This is a genomic window from Bacillus sp. AMCV2, assembly GCF_056033925.1.
Window position 1 is genome coordinate 496,119 of record NZ_JBVYIB010000002.1, and the last position, 17,201, is coordinate 513,319.

Consider the following 17,201-nt stretch of genomic DNA (forward strand, 5'->3'; position numbering starts at 1 on the left):
TTATGAAAACGCTATCATTCTAGTAAGAAAGACACAAAAGGCGAATAGGACAGGGGGATGAAGGATATGAAACTGTTTAAAAATTTAACAGTTCAAGTCATAACCGCGGTCATCATCGGGGTCATTGTCGGGCTGGTCTGGCCGGATGTCGGCAAAGAAATGAAACCGCTTGGCGATACATTTATCAACGCTGTTAAAATGGTGATCGCACCAATTATTTTCTTCACAATCGTTCTCGGGATTGCAAAAATGGGCGATATGAAGAAGGTTGGAAAAGTAGGGGGAAAAGCGTTTATCTATTTCGAGGTTGTCACCACCCTCGCACTCATTATCGGTTTATTTGTCGTCAATATTATGAAGCCGGGTGCGGGTCTTGATTACAGCAAGCTTGAAAAGGGAGATGTATCACAATACACGCAAAATGGCGGTCAGGGAATCGACTGGATTGAATTTGTTACACACATTGTTCCATCCAACATGGTTGATGCCTTCGCAAAAGGGGACATTTTGCAGGTCTTATTCTTTTCTATTCTTTTCGGAGTGGGTCTTGCGGCATTAGGTGAAAAAGGGAAAAGCGTCATTGATTTCTTCGACAAGGTTTCTCATGTTTTTTTCAAAATTATCGGCTACATTATGCGTGCCGCGCCAATCGGGGCATTCGGGGCGATGGCGTATACAATCGGACACTTCGGGCTCGATTCCATCAAACCGCTGGCAAGCTTAATGATGTCTGTTTATATTACGATGTTCCTGTTCGTATTTGTTGCTTTAAATATCATCTGCAAGCTTTACGGATTCAGCCTGTGGAATTACCTTCGCTTCATTAAGGATGAGCTTTTGATCGTGCTTGGCACAAGCTCTTCCGAATCGGTGCTTCCGCGTATGATGGATAAAATGGAGCGCTACGGCTGTTCCAAATCAGTTGTCGGGCTAGTTATTCCGACGGGCTATTCGTTTAACCTCGACGGCACATCCATTTATTTATCAATGGCGACTGTCTTTTTGGCACAGGTGTTTGGAGTAGACCTCAGCATCGGCCAGCAAATTACGATTATCCTCGTTCTGATGCTGACATCGAAGGGAGCGGCAGGTGTGACGGGAAGCGGATTTATCGTCCTTGCCTCAACGCTGTCAGCGCTGCAGGTCATTCCGCTGGAGGGTCTTGCACTCCTGCTCGGGGTCGACCGTTTCATGAGTGAAGGAAGAGCCATTGTGAACCTGATTGGAAACGGAATCGCCACGATCATTGTTGCAAAAAGCGAGAATGAATTTGATGAAGCAAAAAGCGTAGAGGCTGTTGAAGGCATGAAAAAAATGAAAACAGCAGTCTGAAAAAAGAACGGCCCATCCATGGGGCCGTTTTTTTAATTGTTTAAGAATTATTAAGGTAAGGACAGAGACCTCAGCATTTTTTTGTTATATAATTTACAAATGGATACTATATTGAATGAAGGACGTTTGTCCTAACAGGAGTGTATAAATGGCCGCTTTAGTTAAATTTTTTCAGCACCCGGGAGTAAGGCGTTTCTCCATCTTTGTCGTGTTAACTGGTGTGTTATATCTATTTAAGAGCATGATCAACTTAATATTGCTTACCTTCATTTTCACATTTCTAATGGATCGTTTGGAGCTTGTCGTGCGGCAGTTTGTAAGCCAGTTCTTCCGCGTGAGCCAGCGGGTTGTCATTACGTTTCTTTACATGTTGCTGGCTGTGCTGCTTACAGTCGGGGGCTTTGTGTTTTATCCGGTCGTCGCGGCGCAGATCCAGCAGCTGGTAAAGCAGATTAAACATATTGCGTATCATCCTGACAGCATCCCTTTCTTTGATGAGATCACCAGTGTCTTCGGAGATATTAACATCAGTTCATATGTCAAAGAGGGCTTCAATGTAGTGTATACGTATCTGGCCGATATCAGCACATTCGGTTTGCAGGTCGTGATGGCGCTCATTCTCAGCATGTTTTTCTTATTTGAGAAAAAACGGCTTTCTGAATTCATGGCGAAATTTAAAACGAGCAAACTGAGGGTCTTTTATGAGGAAATTGCTTTTTTCGGAAGCAAATTTGCAAGAACGTTCGGCAAGGTGCTCGAGGCTCAATTTATCATTGCGCTCGTCAACTGTATTCTGACGTTTATCGCGCTTTGGATTATGCATTTTCCGCAGCTGTTTGGGCTTTCGATTATGGTGTTCTTCCTTGGATTGATCCCTGTAGCAGGCGTCGTCATTTCCCTGATTCCGCTCAGCATTATCGCCTACAGCACTGGCGGTGGAATGTATGTGCTCTACATTGTCCTTGTCATATTCGCCATTCATGCGATCGAAACATATTTCTTAAATCCGAAGCTGATGTCGGCGAAAACAGAGCTGCCAATCTTTTTCACCTTCACTGTACTCATTTTCTCTGAACACTTTTTTGGCATATGGGGTTTAATTATCGGGATTCCGATCTTTGTGTTTCTCCTTGATATTCTGGATGTCACCAACAAGGAAGATAGGTCTAAAGGACCCCGAGAGAATAGCGATAAAAAGTAGTTTAAAATCGAATAATGAGTGTGCCTCGATCTCCCGGCCTGCCTGTTCAGGGCATGGAATTAAGACTCGGAATCGGAGCTTGGCATTGCTTCGCACAGTGGTGAACACAACAGGTGACAATGCCTGTCATCATTACAGAAACTGAAAAGAACAAACAGTCGGAGCAAACGCTCATCATCGGTTTAACCAAACATTTGGAAGCAACAAATGCTATAATACAAACAGTGCCTAATGTTGGGCACTGTTTATTTTTTGTCGAAAAAGGAGGAAGGCTTTATGGCTGAGCCGATTTTACATATTGAAGGCCTCGATAAAAAGATTGGGTCTAAACAGATTTTAAAACAGATCAGCATGGACGTCATGGAGGGTGAAATCATCGGACTGCTCGGTCCGAATGGTTCCGGAAAAACAACACTCATCCGTATCATCGTCGGGTTGCTGAAACAAAATAGCGGAAGCGTGACAATCAGCGGATTCCAGCATGATACAGAGTTTGAAAAAGCGATGGAGGCGGTTGGAGCGATTGTTGAGAACCCTGAGTTCTATCCGTACCTGACAGGCTGGGAAAACCTCAAGCACTTTGCGAATATGCACAAAAAAATAGCGGATGAACGGCTTGATGAAGTGGTGGAACGTGTCGGGCTGACGTCAGCAATTCATGATAAGGTGAAAACCTATTCCCTTGGGATGCGCCAGCGTCTGGGAATCGCCCAGGCAATTCTTCACCGGCCGAAGCTTCTCATTCTAGATGAACCGACAAACGGCCTCGATCCTGCGGGGATGAAGGATTTTCGGGATCATATTAAGGAACTCGCAGAAATGGAAGGAACAGCTGTCCTGTTCGCCACTCATTTATTGCGCGAGGTTGAAGACTTGTGCGACCGTGTCATCATCATTCAAAAAGGTGAGATCAAAGCGGAAGTCAGCTTACAAGGAACTGGTCAAACCACAGAAAAAGCGATTATAGAAGTGCAGCCGCAAGAAAAAGCGTTCAATTGGCTGACAGGCAATCAATATCAATCTGAGAGCCAAAACGGGACGATTGTAGTTGAGGTGGCAAAAGAAAACATACCGGAGCTGAACCGATCACTTGTCGGACAAGATCTGAATGTATTTTCCATTACGCCTTACACGCAGTCACTGGAAGACGAATTTATAAAAGCGACAACAGCTCATCAAGAGGAGGGAGAAGAGCTTGTCTAAATTAATTTGGAATGAACATATGAAACTTTTTAATCGGAAGGTCACTTTGGTTTCCCTTATCCTGATGGCTGTCTTTCAATTCTTCATGGCATTGATCATTAAACGGATTGTCATCAGTGCCGGAACAGATGAAAACTTCATCGGCTATTTATCGTATACACCGAGCCTGAACATTTTGCTGCAGGCTTTAACGATCGTAATTGCAGCAACAATTGTTTCGATGGAATTTGATAAAAAGACGATCAAATTTTTGCTCATTCGTCCGGTTAAACGCCAAAAGGTCTTTTGGTCAAAATTAATCACAGTCGTGATGGTCAGCTTCTATTTGTATCTGGCATACTACATTCTGGCATTATTATTCGGTCTCGTGTTTTTTGGCACATCGGTGACTGCGGAATCAAAGACATTGCTGGTCAACACCTTGGCGCTGATCGGGTCAAACTGGCTTGAAGCCGTAATGATGGGATTATTCGGGCTGCTTTGTTCTGCGCTGTTCCGCAATAGCGCGGTAGCTGTTGTTGTTTCTTTTGTCGTTTTATACGGAGCGAGTACACTTGTTCAGCTCATGAAGTTGTTTGAAAACAAGTGGGGCAGCTTTTTGCTTTTTGCGAACACTGACTTTACGCAATACAGAAGCGGAGAGACAGCGTTGTTTTCAGGCATGACGCCATTGTTTTCAATTGGAATTCTCATCATACATGCCATATTCTTCATCGTTGTTGGCTGGTGGTGCTTCTGTAAACGGGATGTTCGGGTCTAAAGGCAAGGAATGACATTTTTGTGAAAAAGCTCACGTAAATCAATATCAAGTGATATTTTGGTTTATACTAAAGGTACTGACGGAGGTGTCTCGATTGAGGAACTTTATTACCGCTTTACCGATTGTATTGCTGCTTGGATTCTCATTTGTGTCATTCATGTTTCAGTTTGAACATCTTGTTTATTTCAGGCTCGCGCTTGGGTTGTTTTCTCTCGTGGGACTGTACATGATATATAAAATGAAGACGGGCATCCGCTATTTTATCATCTATCTGTATGCCAGCTGGATTGTGTTGGCCGCAGTGACCGCTTTTGAAGAGCCGATTTTCTCAAGCTTTTTCTTTGGCGGCCTGGTGATGACGATGGGTTACCTGACATATATGCTGATTTATCTCGGCATGAAACAAGACCGGGATGCAAATCCTGTGTAATCGCGCTGTTCCCTTGGGGAACGGCGTGTTTTTCTATACTGGGCAAAAGATTAACAGTTGCGGAAAAATGGCAGGAAATCTATAATACATATTAAATTTATCGGAATTAAAACTGGGGGGCTGCCGGATGTCATTATTTATACAAAACGATCAACAGCGGCAATGGATGGAGAAAATCGGACGGATTGCGGATGAATTTCAGCAAACAGCTGCTGAAGATGACGAACAGGGACGTTTTCCTGCAGAGAAAATACAAAAACTGCGTGATGCTGGGTATACAGCATTAACATTGCCGGCATCTCATGGCGGAGGGGGCATTTCTGTTTACGATATGCTCTTGTTTCAAGAACGGCTTGCACGGGGAGATGCTCCTGCGGCTCTTAGCATCGGCTGGCATTTGAGTGTAATCGGGGAGCTTGGAGAAGGCAACAGCTGGGATAAAGACGTGTTTGCGTTTGTTGCCAAGGAAGTCCAGAATGGTGCTGTCATTAACAGGGCGGCGACTGAAGCGAAAACCGGAAGCCCGACAAGAGGAGGGGCGCCCCGGTACACACGCCGTCAAAAAGGATGGCAAATGGGCAGTGAACGGAAGAAAAACCTTTACGACGATGTCACAAGCACTGGATTATTTTTTAGTAACCGCATGGATTGAGGAAAAACAAACAACAGGCGTGTTTCTCATTCATAAAGATGATCCCGGTTTGTCGATTGAAGAAACGTGGAATATGATGGCGATGCGGGCGACTGGAAGCCATGACCTCGTACTGAACGAAGTCATGCTTGATGAGAATAAGCTGGTGGAACTGCTTCAAGGGCCTCGCGGAGCTAAGCCGAATGGCTGGCTGCTTCATATTCCGGCGATTTATCTTGGTGTTGCTCAAGCTGCTCGTGACTATGCAGTGCAATTTGCATCTGAGTATACTCCAAACAGTTTGAATGGACCGATCAAGAATGTCCCGGCCGTACAGCAAAGAACAGGCGAAATGGAGCTTGAACTGCTCAATGCCAGACACTTTCTTTTCCATATCGCTCAATTGTATGACGATCCGGAGCGGCGGCCACACTTGACCAGCGAGCTCGGTGCGGCGAAACATATCGTCACAAACGCTGCGCTGTCTGTTGTTGATAAAGCGATGAGAATTGTCGGGGCCAAAAGCCTGGAACGAACCAACCCGCTTCAACGCTATTACCGTGATGTGCGCGCCGGTCTCCACAACCCGCCAATGGATGACGCCGTGATACACAAGCTGGCAGCTGAAGCATTTGAGTCATAAAAAAAGAGCCTTACCGGCTCTTTTTATGTATTGTTTTGCTCCTGCAGATTTTTTTGATGCTTGCTGTCGATCCTGTCATAAATAACGTTCATCAGCTTTGGATTGCCCATAATCGCCTCTTTGTTTTCCTGGATCAGCTGTTGGTAAGTTTTCACTTTACGCTTCGGCATGCTCCGGCGCCCTCCTGACATGTTTGTATTCACTTTCTAACTCCGTCAGCGACAATTCATACAGATGACGCTTTGACTTTTTGTATATACCATTCTGTATTAACAGATGAATGAGCTGTTTTTTTCTGATTTCTGCAGACTGAGGTGTCATTGTGTCACCAACCTCCAATCAAACGATATTGATAATCATTATCAATTAACTTCAGTATACAATGTCCGCAATCGCCTGTAAAGATGAAAAGAGTCCTATTCTTGGCCAATTTACAAACATTCAACAAATCGACAAAAAGTTTCCCGGGCAATAATGTGCTGTCGAAATATTCCGCTTCATTGAACGCGTCCTACTATTTTTCATGTTTTGAACCATACTATGTAATAGAATGGAGGCTGGTATTCAATGGAGCGGACAGAAAATCTGAAAAAGGGAGAAAAAGGGGCGCTCCTCAATATTTTTGCATATGTCATTCTTGCTGTTGTAAAGCTAGTCATCGGGATTCTATATCATTCTGAAGCGCTGAGAGCAGACGGGTTAAATAATGGAACAGATATTGTTGCGTCAGTAGCAGTGCTGATAGGATTGCGGATTTCTCAAAGACCGGCTGACAGCGATCATCCATACGGCCATTATCGGGCTGAAACAATTTCGTCTCTTGTTGCGTCTTTTATTATGATGGCAGTCGGCATTGAAGTGTTAATCGGCGGAGGAAAAGCGATTGCGGGCGGCACAACGGAAACGCCAAATCTTATCGCGGCATGGACGGCGTTAGGCAGTGCTGTGTTTATGTATGGCATCTATTTATATAACAAAAGGCTGGCAGCGTCCATTAAAAGCTCTGCCCTGATGGCAGCGGCAAAGGACAGCAGGTCAGACGCTTTTGTAAGTGCCGGCGCGTTTATCGGTGTTTTTTCGTCCCAGCTGAAGCTGCCGTGGATTGATCCGGTAACGGCTTTTATCATCGGCATCATCATTTGCAAAACTGCTTGGGATATCTTTAAAGACGCTTCACATTCCTTAACAGACGGCTTCCATTTAAAAGATCTTGAGCCTTACAAACAGACAGTCGGCAGGATCGAAAATGTGCATCGCCTAAAGGATGTGAAAGCGAGGTATTTAGGCAGTACAGTTCATATCGAGATGGTCATTACGGTTGATCCGAAGCTTACAGTAGAAGAAGGCCATGGAGTGGCGGATGAAGTAGAAGACAAAATAAAACATGAACACGATGTCACTCATGTTCATGTTCATGTAGAGCCTGACGACATAAAATAAGGCTGTTTAACGAATTAGCTTATATGTTCAGATAAAAATTCAGTCACTTCTTCAGGCGTTTTGGCATTGGCGCTGTGAAGGTGAGCTGTTTTTTCACCGTTTTTGAAGATAAGCAGGCTGGGAATGCCCATTACTTGGTATTTTTCAGCCAGGTCAGGAAGCTCGTCCTTATTCAGCTCATACCAATCGTTTTGGTTGTACTCTTCCAAAATATCGCCGATGAACATATTCATGCGTGTGCAGTCTGGGCACCAATCAGCATAAAACTTTACAATGATTTCTTTATCAGATTGAATCAGTTCATTAAATTGTTCGTTTGTCGTGATTTTTTTCATATGTCACATCTCCTTTTCAATGCCATTTTAATATAAAATAAAAAGGAATTACATACAAATGCATTCAACATCAGCATGCCCAAAAATAATTAGATCATTTTCCGGTGAAAATGATAAGATAGTAAAGATGAATTGTAGTGGGGGGAGTATCCATTGAAAACAAGTCTAGGATTAGTGTACGGAGGAAAGTCGGCAGAACATAATGTTTCCCTGCAGACAGCTCTGGCTGTAATCAAAGCGCTAAATACTGAGAAGTTTGATATACATCCGATTTATATAACAGAAAAAGGCGAATGGGTTAGAGGCGCCCGTTTAACTGAGCCTGTTTCAAACGTGAAAATGCTTCAATTTGAGCAAGGAGGCAGTGCTTTTTCTCCAGCTGCCCTGAACCAGGAGATGTTTCCGCAGGAAGCGTCACAGCAAAATGAAGCCATCGACGTCGTATTCCCGCTCCTCCACGGACCGAACGGAGAAGACGGTACGATCCAGGGAATGCTCGAGCTGTTGAACATTCCTTATGTCGGCAACGGAGTGCTTGCTTCCTCAGCTGGCATGGATAAAGTTGTCATGAAACATTTATTTGCTCAGGCCGGCCTTGCTCAGGCTAAATACGCAGCTTTCCTTAAGAAAGACTGGACTCGTTCTCCGAAAGAAAGCTGTGAGCAGGTTGAACAGGAATTAGACTACCCTTGCTTCGTAAAACCGGCGAACCTCGGCTCAAGTGTCGGAATCAGCAAATGCCGAAACCGTGAAGAACTGCAAAAAGCGTTTGAGCTTGCTTTCCAATATGATCGCAAAGTCGTCGTTGAAGAAGGAATTAACGGCCGCGAGATTGAGATTGGCGTTCTTGGAAATGACGATCCTAAATGCTCTGTTGTGGGAGAAATCGCACCGAAGACAGATTTCTACGATTACAAAGCGAAATATGAGGATGGAGATACTGATCTGATGATTCCGGCGATTGTGACTGATGAGGAATACGCAACAATCAGTGATATGGCGATCAAAGCGTTTAAAGCGATCGATGGTTCAGGACTCGTCAGAGCGGACTTTTTCCTGACAGCTGACGGCGAAGTTCTGATCAATGAAGTCAACACAATGCCTGGCTTTACACCTTTCAGCATGTTCCCGCTGCTCTGGAAAGAAGCCGGAGTGGAGTATGCTGACCTGATTGAACAGCTTGTGGAGCTTGCAAAAGAACGCCACGCTGAAAAACAATTGATTAAGCATACATTCTAATGAAGAAGGACACTGCCGGTAAAAGGGCAGTGTTTTTTCCCGTATATACAAAAGAAAGAGAGGGACCTTACTTGATTAAGCGAACAGTAAAAAACATTGCCGAAATGGTTAAAGGCACACTAACAAATCCGCAATATGAACAAACAGTCATTCATGGAGTGGCAACCGATACAAGAAAACTGGAACAACATCAGCTCTTCATTCCGCTGAAAGGGGAACGTTTTGACGGCCACACTTTTGTGGAGCAGGCTTTTGAAGCTGGTGTAGCGGCTGTTCTTTGGGATCGGTCAGAACCAAATCCGCCCGAGAATCACGCCGTCATTTTAGTGGACGATACCCTTACCGCACTTCAGCAGCTTGCAAAAGCCTATTTGCAGGAGCTTGGCACGCGTGTCATCGGAGTAACTGGAAGCAATGGCAAAACGACAACAAAAGATATGATTCACGCCGTACTGGGGACCCAGTACCGTGTTCACAAAACAGGAGGAAACTTCAATAATCACATCGGTCTGCCGCTGACGGTTTTAGCGATGCCTGAAAATACGGAGATCGCCGTATTGGAGATGGGAATGAGCGCCAAAGGAGAAATTGACCTCTTGAGCCGACTGGCAAACCCGGATGCGGCAGTGATTACGAATATCGGCGAATCGCATATGCAAGACCTTGGCTCTAGAGAGGGCATCGCGGAGGCGAAGCTTGAAATCATTAACGGGCTTAAAGAAGACGGAGTGCTGATTTATATCGGGGACGAACCGCTTCTTCAAAATGCATACAGCTGCCAGACGAAAACGTACGGGACGGGAGCGCATAATGATTATCAGCTTCAGGATGTCAGCCAGAGTGAGGAAGGAACCCATTTTACAATCAAAGGGATAGAACACACGTTTTTTATTCCGATACTCGGCAAGCACAATGTGATGAACGCCATGGCTGCGATTGCTGCAGGGGCTTATTTTGGCATCACGCCTGAGGGTGCGGCAAAAGGACTGAGCAGCCTAAAGGTAACCGGGATGAGACTTGAACTCATCAAAACAGACAGCGGCCTTTCGATAATCAATGACGCTTATAATGCGAGCCCGACTTCCATGAAAGCTGCAATTCAATTGACAGAAAGCCTCGAAGGCTACGGCAAAAAAATGCTCGTGCTCGGTGATATGCTTGAACTCGGCGATCTTGAAGAAACGTTCCATAAAGAGTGCGGCGCTGTGATCAGCCCTGAGAAGATCGACCGCGTCTTTACGTACGGAAAACTGGGAGCTTTTATCGCGGAAGGCGCCCTGAAACACTTTGAGAAAGACCGCGTCAGCCATTACACTGAGAAAAAAGATCTCCTCCAAGCTGTGAAGGAAAACGCATCAAAAGGCGATTTGATTTTATTCAAAGCGTCCAGAGGTATGAAGCTTGAAGAAATCGTTAAAGATTTAATAGAGAGCCCGCTTTCATAAGAAAATATTTTGCGAAAAAACGCATATTGCATCATAAAATAACATGATATGCAAACACTAATGTATGCCGGCCGAAAATTATGTATATCTGGCCGGCTGCGGCTATGATACAATATATATAGGTTATTTCGCGATACGAACATATTCGTCCGGACTTTTCATCGTGACCCGAAGTTCTCCGCCGGATTCTTGGGAGCGGATGGAGCAGCAGCCGGCATATTCGAGATGCCGATCTGCTTCTCATCTTATTGAAAAACAAATAGTGTAATGGTAAGATAAAACTTAAAGTAATTCGGGCTTTGTATACGGATGGATCCTGTCCTTCTTGTCTAAAGGGCAGTTTTATAAGTGGTAAATCACGACATTACTGAAACAGCAATTAGAAGGAGTTTGAATAATTTGACTATAACGTTTCAAGATTTTAATTTAAGTTCTGATCTCATGAAAGCAATTAATCGTATGGGATTTGAAGAAGCAACACCGATTCAGGCACAAACGATACCGCTCGGACTTTCAAATAAAGACGTCATTGGACAAGCGCAAACAGGTACAGGTAAAACAGCTGCGTTTGGTATACCCCTTGTTGAAAAAATTAACCCCGAGTCTCCTAATATTCAAGCAATCGTAATCGCGCCAACCCGTGAATTAGCCATTCAAGTATCTGAAGAATTGTATAAAATCGGACAAGATAAACGTGCGAAGGTTCTTCCTATTTACGGCGGACAGGATATTGGACGGCAAATCCGGGCGTTAAAGAAGAATCCGAATATTATTGTCGGAACACCTGGACGTCTTCTTGACCACATCAACCGCCGCACAATTCGTTTAAACAATGTAAATACTGTTGTAATGGATGAAGCGGATGAAATGCTGAACATGGGATTCATTGATGATATTGAATCTATTCTTTCAAACGTGCCAAGCGAGCATCAGACACTTCTGTTCTCTGCCACAATGCCTGCGCCGATCAAACGCATTGCAGAGCGATTTATGACTGAGCCGGAACACGTAAAAGTAAAAGCGAAAGAAATGACGGTTTCTAACATTCAGCAGTTCTATTTGGAAGTGCAAGAACGCAAAAAATTCGATACATTGACTCGCCTTCTTGACATTCAGTCTCCTGAGCTTGCGATCGTATTCGGACGTACAAAACGCCGTGTCGATGAGCTTGCTGAAGCCCTGAACCTTCGCGGATATGCAGCTGAAGGAATTCACGGTGACTTAACGCAGGCGAAACGTATGGTTGCGCTTCGTAAATTTAAAGAAGGCGCAATCGAAGTTCTAGTCGCAACTGATGTTGCCGCTCGCGGACTTGATATCTCAGGTGTTACACACGTATACAACTTCGACGTGCCTCAAGATCCTGAAAGCTACGTTCACCGTATCGGAAGAACGGGCCGTGCAGGAAAAACAGGTATGGCGATGACGTTCATTACACCGCGTGAGAAAAGCATGCTTCGCGCAATTGAACAAACAACAAAACGCAAAATGGACCGCATGAAGGAGCCTACACTTGATGAAGCGTTAGAAGGCCAGCAGCAGGTTACTGTTGAACGTCTTCGCACAACAATCAGTGAAAACAACCTGAACTTCTACATGACAGCGGCAGCTGAGCTGCTTGAAGATCATGATGCAGTAACAGTGGTTGCGGCGGCTATCAAAATGGCTACAAAAGAGCCAGACGACACACCGGTTCGCTTAACAGACGAAGCGCCGATGGTCAGCAAACGCTACAAGAACCAGCGCTCTTCTAAACGCAGAGACGGTCAAGGCGGCGGCTACCGCGGCGGAAAAGGGAAAAGCAACAACCGTTCTTCCTATGACAAAAAGCGTTCAAACGATCGCCGTTCTTCAGGTGACAGACGCCAGAAAAAATCTTACTAATTTGATCGATTCAGAGCCCAAAACATGATGTTTTGGGCTTTTTTATGTTCGCGATTTGTTATTCAGCAAACTTTCAGCTGACGGAAGCCATTTTTCTCTGTATGCTTAAGAATGAAACCTTTCTGTAAAAGAGACGTATAAATAACGACGAAAAAAAGGGAGGTAGGTATTTTTGAGAGAGCAGCCAAAAAACCAAATCAGTCCAGACGGATTAAAGGTTTGGCGACTTCAAGAGATCATCATATCCGCTGTTTGCTTGCTTATTGTCATTGCAGTTGCAGTGTTAAGCTATTATTTTCATTGGCCGTACTGGATCAGCAGCGTGCTCGGCGCGGTTTGGCTGCTGGGATCGATTGTGACGGTCTTTATCATTCCGAAAGTCCGTCATAAGGTGTGGCGATATGAAGTCCATGAACATGAAATAGATATTCAGTCAGGTATTTTTGTGGTGACACGTGTGATTGTTCCGATGGTCAGAGTTCAGCACGTCGATACGTCACAAGGTCCATTATTGAAAAAATACAACCTGGCAACGGTGAAAATTTCCACGGCCGCGACCGTTCATTCGATCCCCGCTTTAGAGATGGAGGAAGCGGATCGGCTGAGAGACTCCATTTCCCGTCTGGCAAGGGTGACTGACGATGATGTCTGAACCGAAACGCCTGCACCCGGCAGCAGTTATTTTGAATTTATGCCATACCATTATTCAAACGATAAAAAATATCATTCTGCCATTCTTTTTTGTGTATATTGTCAATTCAAACCATACTGTCCGTTTTTACGGGGCCATTGCGCTCGGTGTGCTGTTCATCTGGCTTGTAGCGGCAAGCATTATCAAATGGAGAAGGTTTACCTATCGAATTGAAGATGATGAATTTAGAATCGAAGAAGGCTTATTTGTGACGAAAAAGCGATACATATCGATTGATCGCATTCAAACGATGAATACAAGCGCAGGCCTTGTACAGCAAATCTTTAAGCTTGTGAAGCTGCAAATTGAAACAGCAGGCGGAGGCAAGGAGGCAGAAGCCGTCCTTTCTGCTATTTCTGTTGAAGAAGCCGAGCGCATCAAAGAAGCTGTCTTTAAGAAAAAAGCGCAAAGACGAGAAAATGAACTTGATGAAGAACGGCTTGAAGCTGAAGAGGAGTTGGTTCCGGCCGTTGAGGTGCAAGAGCACTATCGCATGAACGCGAAAGAATTGCTCATGGCCGCTTCTACCTCCGGCGGAATCGGAGTCATTATCTCCGCTGTATTTGCACTTATTTCCCAGCTTGATGAAGTGCTGCCAATGGATTGGTTATTCGATAAATTTTCCTTCCTTAAGCACGCCAGTATTGGTATTTACGCGGTACTCATTTTTATCGGTTTATTTATCGCCTGGATTTTCAGTATCGCGGGCATGATGTTTAGATACGCGAACTTTCAAATTATAAAAAAAGAGCAGGAACTGGTGATTTCAAGGGGAATTATTGAAAAACATCAAGTCACGATTCCGCTGCGAAAAATACAAGCCATTAAAATCAAAGAAAATATTATTCGCCAGCTTTTCGGATTTGTAACGGTGTCCATCGTCAGCGCAGGAGGCGGCGACCGGGAAAAAGAAGAAGGCGCTTTGACCATTCTCTTTCCAATGATTCATAAAAAAAAGCTTCCGCACATGCTCCGAACATTTACGCCGGAATACACGCTGGAAGAAAACTGCCGCCGCCTGCCGCGGCGCGCGTTGAAACGCTATTTGTTCCGTTCTGTCATTTTTTCACTCTTTTTAATCATTCCGTTATGTATCTTCTTTCAGCCATGGGGCTATCTGTCAGTCATCCTGCTGCCGATAGAATTGTTCTTCGGCTATCTCGCGTATAAAGAGGCTGCATGGACGATCAACGGGGACCGTCTTCAGCTGACGTCTAGATTTATAGGCAGAACAACCGCCATTGTATTGAAAAAACGAATGCAGGTCTGCAAGTTCAGCCAATCCTATTTCCAAAAGAAAGGCCGCTTGTATACCATTTCTACTTCGGTGAAATCATCGAGCCACATGGAAGAATTAACGGTGAGGGATGTAGGTGAAGAGGATGCAGCCTTCATTTTAAAGTGGTACTCATATGAAAAAGCGGACGGTTAATACCGCCGCTCCAGCGTGTCGGCAAACCCTCGCATTCGTTGTCAGGACTGCGCTTCGGTGCTCACGAATTAGAACATTCGCTCCGCTCCTATGCTCGTCCTTCCTAGACTTCAAGGGTTTTCAATCACGCTGAAAAGATGACAAAATCCTAAAATGAAAACCATTTTAGGATTTTGTCAACAATCTGAAGCGGCGGTTAATACCGCCGCTCTTTTTTTTGCACGCATAAAAACGAAAGAAGAAACCCGCCGCATAGTCCAAACAGATGGGCCATCATGTTAATATTGGAGTTGATAAACGACATGAGAACGGCAAATGCGAGCAGTGTGATGATCATTTTGGAATGCTCCTGCCCTATTAGCTCATTGCGAAAAAGAACCATAAACAGGTACACGCCGAATAGCCCGAAAATTGCGCCTGAAGCACCGACATGCACGTAATCAAGCGGCTCTGTAACATAAGTGCCGATATTGCCGATGATGCCGGAGCCGGCGTATACAAGAAGGAAACGCGCTTTTCCCAGCATGCGTTCCAAAGCCGGGGCAAATAAAAAGATGGACATGGAATTAAACAGCAGATGTGTGAAACCGGCGTGCAGCAAAATCGGTGTGATCAGCCGCCACCATTCACCGTTTGCGACACCTAGATTATAGCCTGTGACGGTATCCCTCCATAACACGACTGAATGGGCAGGAAGTGAAAAAAACAGCCAGAGAACAGCTTGCAAAGCCAATATAAAGGTGACAACGGGGTAAAACCTGATAAACGTTTGAAAATTTTCAGTCCGTATAAACATTCCGAGCCCCTTTTCTTCATTTTGGTATATCTATAGTAACACGTTTATGAGACAAACCATTTAAATAGTACGTACGCAAAGGAGGTTATCATACATGATTTACGGCATTGGGCTGGACATTACCGAGCTTAAACGGATCGCCTCTATGGCTGGACGCCAGAAAAGGTTTGCCGAGCGGATTTTGACGCGAAGCGAGCTTGACCAATACTATGAGCTTTCAGAGAAAAGAAAAATCGAATTTCTCGCGGGCAGATTCGCGGCAAAAGAAGCTTTCTCGAAAGCGTTTGGCACCGGCATTGGGAGACAGCTCAGCTTTCAGGACATTGAAATTAGGAAAGACCAAAATGGCAAGCCCTATATCATTTGCACGAAACTGAGCCAGGCTGCCGTTCACGTATCGATCACTCATACAAAAGAATACGCTGCCGCGCAGGTTGTGATTGAAAGGTTGTCAAGCTAGTCTGCATATTAGGGAAACCCCACTCATATATTTGATAGTGCATTAAGGGAGACAAGTTGTTTGAGGCTTTTATGGTACGCATCTGTTCTGCCTAAACGTGTACCGAGCGTACCGTTAAAGTCAAACAAGCGATTTCTTCCTTTTACATCAATTGAGAAAAAGGGGTTGAAAAAGGTGAGAAAAAGCTTTGTTTTGCTTTTAACGGGACTGCTTGCTGTTCTTATTCTTTCTGCCTGCGGGCAAAAAACACAGCAAGATATTGTGGCCGGGTTAGATGAAAAGGCGAAAGAATACACCTCGTACAAAGCAAAAGCGAAAATGACCATCGAGACAGGGAGTGAGCCTCAAGTATACAATGTGGAAATCTGGCACAAAAAGCCGTCTCTGTACAGGGTTTATTTAGAAAATCCGAAAAAGGACCAAAATCAAGTCATTTTACGAAATGAAAACGGAGTATTTGTTCTCACGCCGTCTTTAAATAAGAGCTTCAGATTTCAAAGCGATTGGCCGAACAACAGCAGCCAGGTTTATCTGTTTGAATCGCTCGTAAAGGATGTTCAAAACGATTCGGATGCAGTTTTCACAGCGAAAGAAAAGAAATACGTATTTGAAACAAAAACAAACTATCAGCATAACAAAATGCTGCCCACGCAAGAAATCACATTTAACAAAAAAGATATGAGCCCGTCATCTGTCAAAGTGATGGATACTGACCGGAAAGTAATGGTCAAAGTAGAATTCAGCAGCTTTGAATTTAATAAACAATTTGATAAAGAATCATTTGATGAAAAGAAAAATATGACTCTTTCTCAAATGGATGTTGCCACAAGCGCAAAGCCTTCCGATACATTTGCGGTCAAAACGCCGCTGGAACTGCCGCTTGGCGTCAAGCTGCTTGAAGAAAAAGATCTATCTACTGAAGACGGGAAGCGCATCATCATGACGTACGGAGGAGAAAAATCATTTACGTTAATTCAGGAAAAAGCCCAGATTGCCAAGGCTTCCTCCTCCGTTACGCTGAACGGCGAACCGGTAAATCTCGGCTACACCATCGGCGCCCTGTCGGATGCATCATTATCATGGACATATGACGGCGTAGATTACCTTCTCTCTTCTAAAGATCTTTCTAAAGAGGAAATGGTGACAGTAGCGAAAAGCATGCAGGGACAATCATCGAAATAACCGCCAAAGGCCAAACATGATTTGGCCTTTTTTTCGTTAGACATCGTTTCCCTTTAGCCTTTAATTTTAGTATGATATGTAAATGATATTGAATAAA

The 17,201-nt window shown here is 44.4% G+C and carries 18 protein-coding genes and 1 pseudogene; 15 read left to right on the forward strand and 4 right to left on the reverse strand.

All coding sequences use genetic code 11. The annotated features are described in order from the left end of the window. Window positions 1–66 precede the first annotated feature (66 nt). The 7 genes and pseudogenes from dctP (at window position 67) to AC0OMA_RS02595 (ending at window position 6,200) form a co-directional block, all read left to right on the forward strand. Window positions 67–1,332 carry a C4-dicarboxylate transporter DctP gene (gene dctP / locus AC0OMA_RS02565; RefSeq protein ID WP_014475862.1) on the forward strand — a complete coding sequence of 422 codons (1,266 nt, stop codon included), beginning with the start codon at window positions 67–69 and terminating at the stop codon, window positions 1,330–1,332. A gap of 148 nt (window positions 1,333–1,480) precedes the next feature. Continuing rightward, entirely contained in the window at window positions 1,481–2,533 is a 1,053-nt protein-coding gene (locus tag AC0OMA_RS02570) for an AI-2E family transporter (RefSeq protein WP_003246523.1), read from the forward strand. A 119-nt stretch (window positions 2,534–2,652) separates the two neighbouring features. Then, on the forward strand, window positions 2,653–2,817 hold the full coding sequence (locus tag AC0OMA_RS02575) for a hypothetical protein (protein ID WP_014475863.1): 165 nt from the start codon (window positions 2,653–2,655) through the stop codon (window positions 2,815–2,817). After that, window positions 2,810–3,736: an ABC transporter ATP-binding protein gene (locus tag AC0OMA_RS02580; RefSeq protein ID WP_181218283.1), complete on the forward strand. Its 927-nt coding sequence runs from the start codon at window positions 2,810–2,812 to the stop codon at window positions 3,734–3,736. The genes AC0OMA_RS02575 and AC0OMA_RS02580 overlap by 8 nt, the downstream gene beginning before the upstream one ends. Continuing rightward, a complete protein-coding gene (locus AC0OMA_RS02585) occupies window positions 3,729–4,496 on the forward strand; it encodes an ABC transporter permease (protein WP_015482826.1) in 768 nt (255 codons plus the stop codon). The genes AC0OMA_RS02580 and AC0OMA_RS02585 overlap by 8 nt, the downstream gene beginning before the upstream one ends. Before the next feature lie 94 nt (window positions 4,497–4,590). Next, window positions 4,591–4,926 carry a hypothetical protein gene (locus tag AC0OMA_RS02590; protein WP_003225151.1) on the forward strand — a complete coding sequence of 112 codons (336 nt, stop codon included), beginning with the start codon at window positions 4,591–4,593 and terminating at the stop codon, window positions 4,924–4,926. Window positions 4,927–5,053: 127 nt separating this feature from the next. Continuing rightward, window positions 5,054–6,200, forward strand: a pseudogene (locus AC0OMA_RS02595) (acyl-CoA dehydrogenase family protein). 23 nt (window positions 6,201–6,223) lie between these two features. On the opposite strand, the gene fbpB reads toward AC0OMA_RS02595, so the two are convergent. Continuing rightward, window positions 6,224–6,403, reverse strand: coding sequence for a Fur-regulated basic protein FbpB (gene fbpB, locus AC0OMA_RS02600; protein WP_080344154.1), 180 nt, complete (start codon window positions 6,401–6,403; stop codon window positions 6,224–6,226). Continuing rightward, window positions 6,357–6,521 carry a Fur-regulated basic protein FbpA gene (locus tag AC0OMA_RS02605; protein ID WP_003225157.1) on the reverse strand — a complete coding sequence of 55 codons (165 nt, stop codon included), beginning with the start codon at window positions 6,519–6,521 and terminating at the stop codon, window positions 6,357–6,359. The genes fbpB and AC0OMA_RS02605 overlap by 47 nt, the downstream gene beginning before the upstream one ends. A 246-nt stretch (window positions 6,522–6,767) precedes the next feature. On the opposite strand from AC0OMA_RS02605, the gene AC0OMA_RS02610 reads away from it, so the two are divergent. Continuing rightward, entirely contained in the window at window positions 6,768–7,640 is an 873-nt protein-coding gene (locus tag AC0OMA_RS02610) for a cation diffusion facilitator family transporter (RefSeq protein ID WP_014475869.1), read from the forward strand. Between the two features lie 14 nt (window positions 7,641–7,654). On the opposite strand, the gene AC0OMA_RS02615 is transcribed toward AC0OMA_RS02610, so the two are convergent. Next, complete coding sequence (locus AC0OMA_RS02615; RefSeq protein ID WP_003234326.1) at window positions 7,655–7,975, reverse strand: thioredoxin family protein; 321 nt, start codon at window positions 7,973–7,975, stop codon at window positions 7,655–7,657. Between the two features lie 153 nt (window positions 7,976–8,128). Between AC0OMA_RS02615 and AC0OMA_RS02620 the strand changes: the two genes are divergently transcribed. The 5 genes from AC0OMA_RS02620 to AC0OMA_RS02640 all read left to right on the forward strand — a co-directional run bounded on the left by AC0OMA_RS02620 (window position 8,129) and on the right by AC0OMA_RS02640 (window position 14,666). Continuing rightward, window positions 8,129–9,214, forward strand: coding sequence for a D-alanine--D-alanine ligase (locus AC0OMA_RS02620; RefSeq protein ID WP_474221865.1), 1,086 nt, complete (start codon window positions 8,129–8,131; stop codon window positions 9,212–9,214). Between the two features lie 71 nt (window positions 9,215–9,285). Beyond that, complete coding sequence (locus tag AC0OMA_RS02625) at window positions 9,286–10,659, forward strand: UDP-N-acetylmuramoyl-tripeptide--D-alanyl-D-alanine ligase (protein ID WP_181218289.1); 1,374 nt, start codon at window positions 9,286–9,288, stop codon at window positions 10,657–10,659. Between the two features lie 399 nt (window positions 10,660–11,058). After that, window positions 11,059–12,543, forward strand: coding sequence for a degradosome RNA helicase CshA (cshA, locus tag AC0OMA_RS02630; protein WP_003246685.1), 1,485 nt, complete (start codon window positions 11,059–11,061; stop codon window positions 12,541–12,543). Window positions 12,544–12,715: 172 nt separating this feature from the next. Further along, the gene (locus AC0OMA_RS02635; RefSeq protein ID WP_015382829.1) at window positions 12,716–13,195 is read left to right on the forward strand and encodes a PH domain-containing protein; all 480 of its coding nucleotides are present in this window, start codon (window positions 12,716–12,718) and stop codon (window positions 13,193–13,195) included. Then, window positions 13,185–14,666 carry a PH domain-containing protein gene (locus AC0OMA_RS02640; RefSeq protein WP_041517665.1) on the forward strand — a complete coding sequence of 494 codons (1,482 nt, stop codon included), beginning with the start codon at window positions 13,185–13,187 and terminating at the stop codon, window positions 14,664–14,666. Before AC0OMA_RS02635 ends, AC0OMA_RS02640 begins: the two co-directional genes overlap by 11 nt. A 196-nt stretch (window positions 14,667–14,862) precedes the next feature. Here the strand turns inward: AC0OMA_RS02640 and AC0OMA_RS02645 are convergent, their stop codons facing one another. After that, window positions 14,863–15,462 carry a rhomboid family intramembrane serine protease gene (locus tag AC0OMA_RS02645; RefSeq protein ID WP_015482831.1) on the reverse strand — a complete coding sequence of 200 codons (600 nt, stop codon included), beginning with the start codon at window positions 15,460–15,462 and terminating at the stop codon, window positions 14,863–14,865. Window positions 15,463–15,556: 94 nt separating this feature from the next. Between AC0OMA_RS02645 and acpS the strand changes: the two genes are divergently transcribed. Together acpS and AC0OMA_RS02655 are read left to right on the forward strand one after the other, a co-directional pair. Continuing rightward, the gene (gene acpS, locus AC0OMA_RS02650) at window positions 15,557–15,922 is read left to right on the forward strand and encodes a holo-ACP synthase (protein ID WP_015252768.1); all 366 of its coding nucleotides are present in this window, start codon (window positions 15,557–15,559) and stop codon (window positions 15,920–15,922) included. A gap of 165 nt (window positions 15,923–16,087) precedes the next feature. After that, complete coding sequence (locus AC0OMA_RS02655; RefSeq protein ID WP_080030712.1) at window positions 16,088–17,104, forward strand: LolA family protein; 1,017 nt, start codon at window positions 16,088–16,090, stop codon at window positions 17,102–17,104. Window positions 17,105–17,201: the final 97 nt, after the last annotated feature.

Excerpts from the sequence above, each read along its gene's own strand:
- dctP (WP_014475862.1), top strand. The coding sequence starts at position 67 with ATGAAACTGTTTAAAAATTTAACAGTTCAAGTCATAACCGCGGTCATC.
- AC0OMA_RS02570 (WP_003246523.1), top strand. The coding sequence starts at position 1,481 with ATGGCCGCTTTAGTTAAATTTTTTCAGCACCCGGGAGTAAGGCGTTTC.
- AC0OMA_RS02575 (WP_014475863.1), top strand. The coding sequence starts at position 2,653 with ATGCCTGTCATCATTACAGAAACTGAAAAGAACAAACAGTCGGAGCAA.
- AC0OMA_RS02580 (WP_181218283.1), top strand. The coding sequence starts at position 2,810 with ATGGCTGAGCCGATTTTACATATTGAAGGCCTCGATAAAAAGATTGGG.
- AC0OMA_RS02605 (WP_003225157.1), bottom strand. The coding sequence starts at position 6,521 with ATGACACCTCAGTCTGCAGAAATCAGAAAAAAACAGCTCATTCATCTG.
- AC0OMA_RS02610 (WP_014475869.1), top strand. The coding sequence starts at position 6,768 with ATGGAGCGGACAGAAAATCTGAAAAAGGGAGAAAAAGGGGCGCTCCTC.
- AC0OMA_RS02615 (WP_003234326.1), bottom strand. The coding sequence starts at position 7,975 with ATGAAAAAAATCACGACAAACGAACAATTTAATGAACTGATTCAATCT.
- AC0OMA_RS02640 (WP_041517665.1), top strand. The coding sequence starts at position 13,185 with ATGATGTCTGAACCGAAACGCCTGCACCCGGCAGCAGTTATTTTGAAT.
- AC0OMA_RS02645 (WP_015482831.1), bottom strand. The coding sequence starts at position 15,462 with ATGTTTATACGGACTGAAAATTTTCAAACGTTTATCAGGTTTTACCCC.
- acpS (WP_015252768.1), top strand. The coding sequence starts at position 15,557 with ATGATTTACGGCATTGGGCTGGACATTACCGAGCTTAAACGGATCGCC.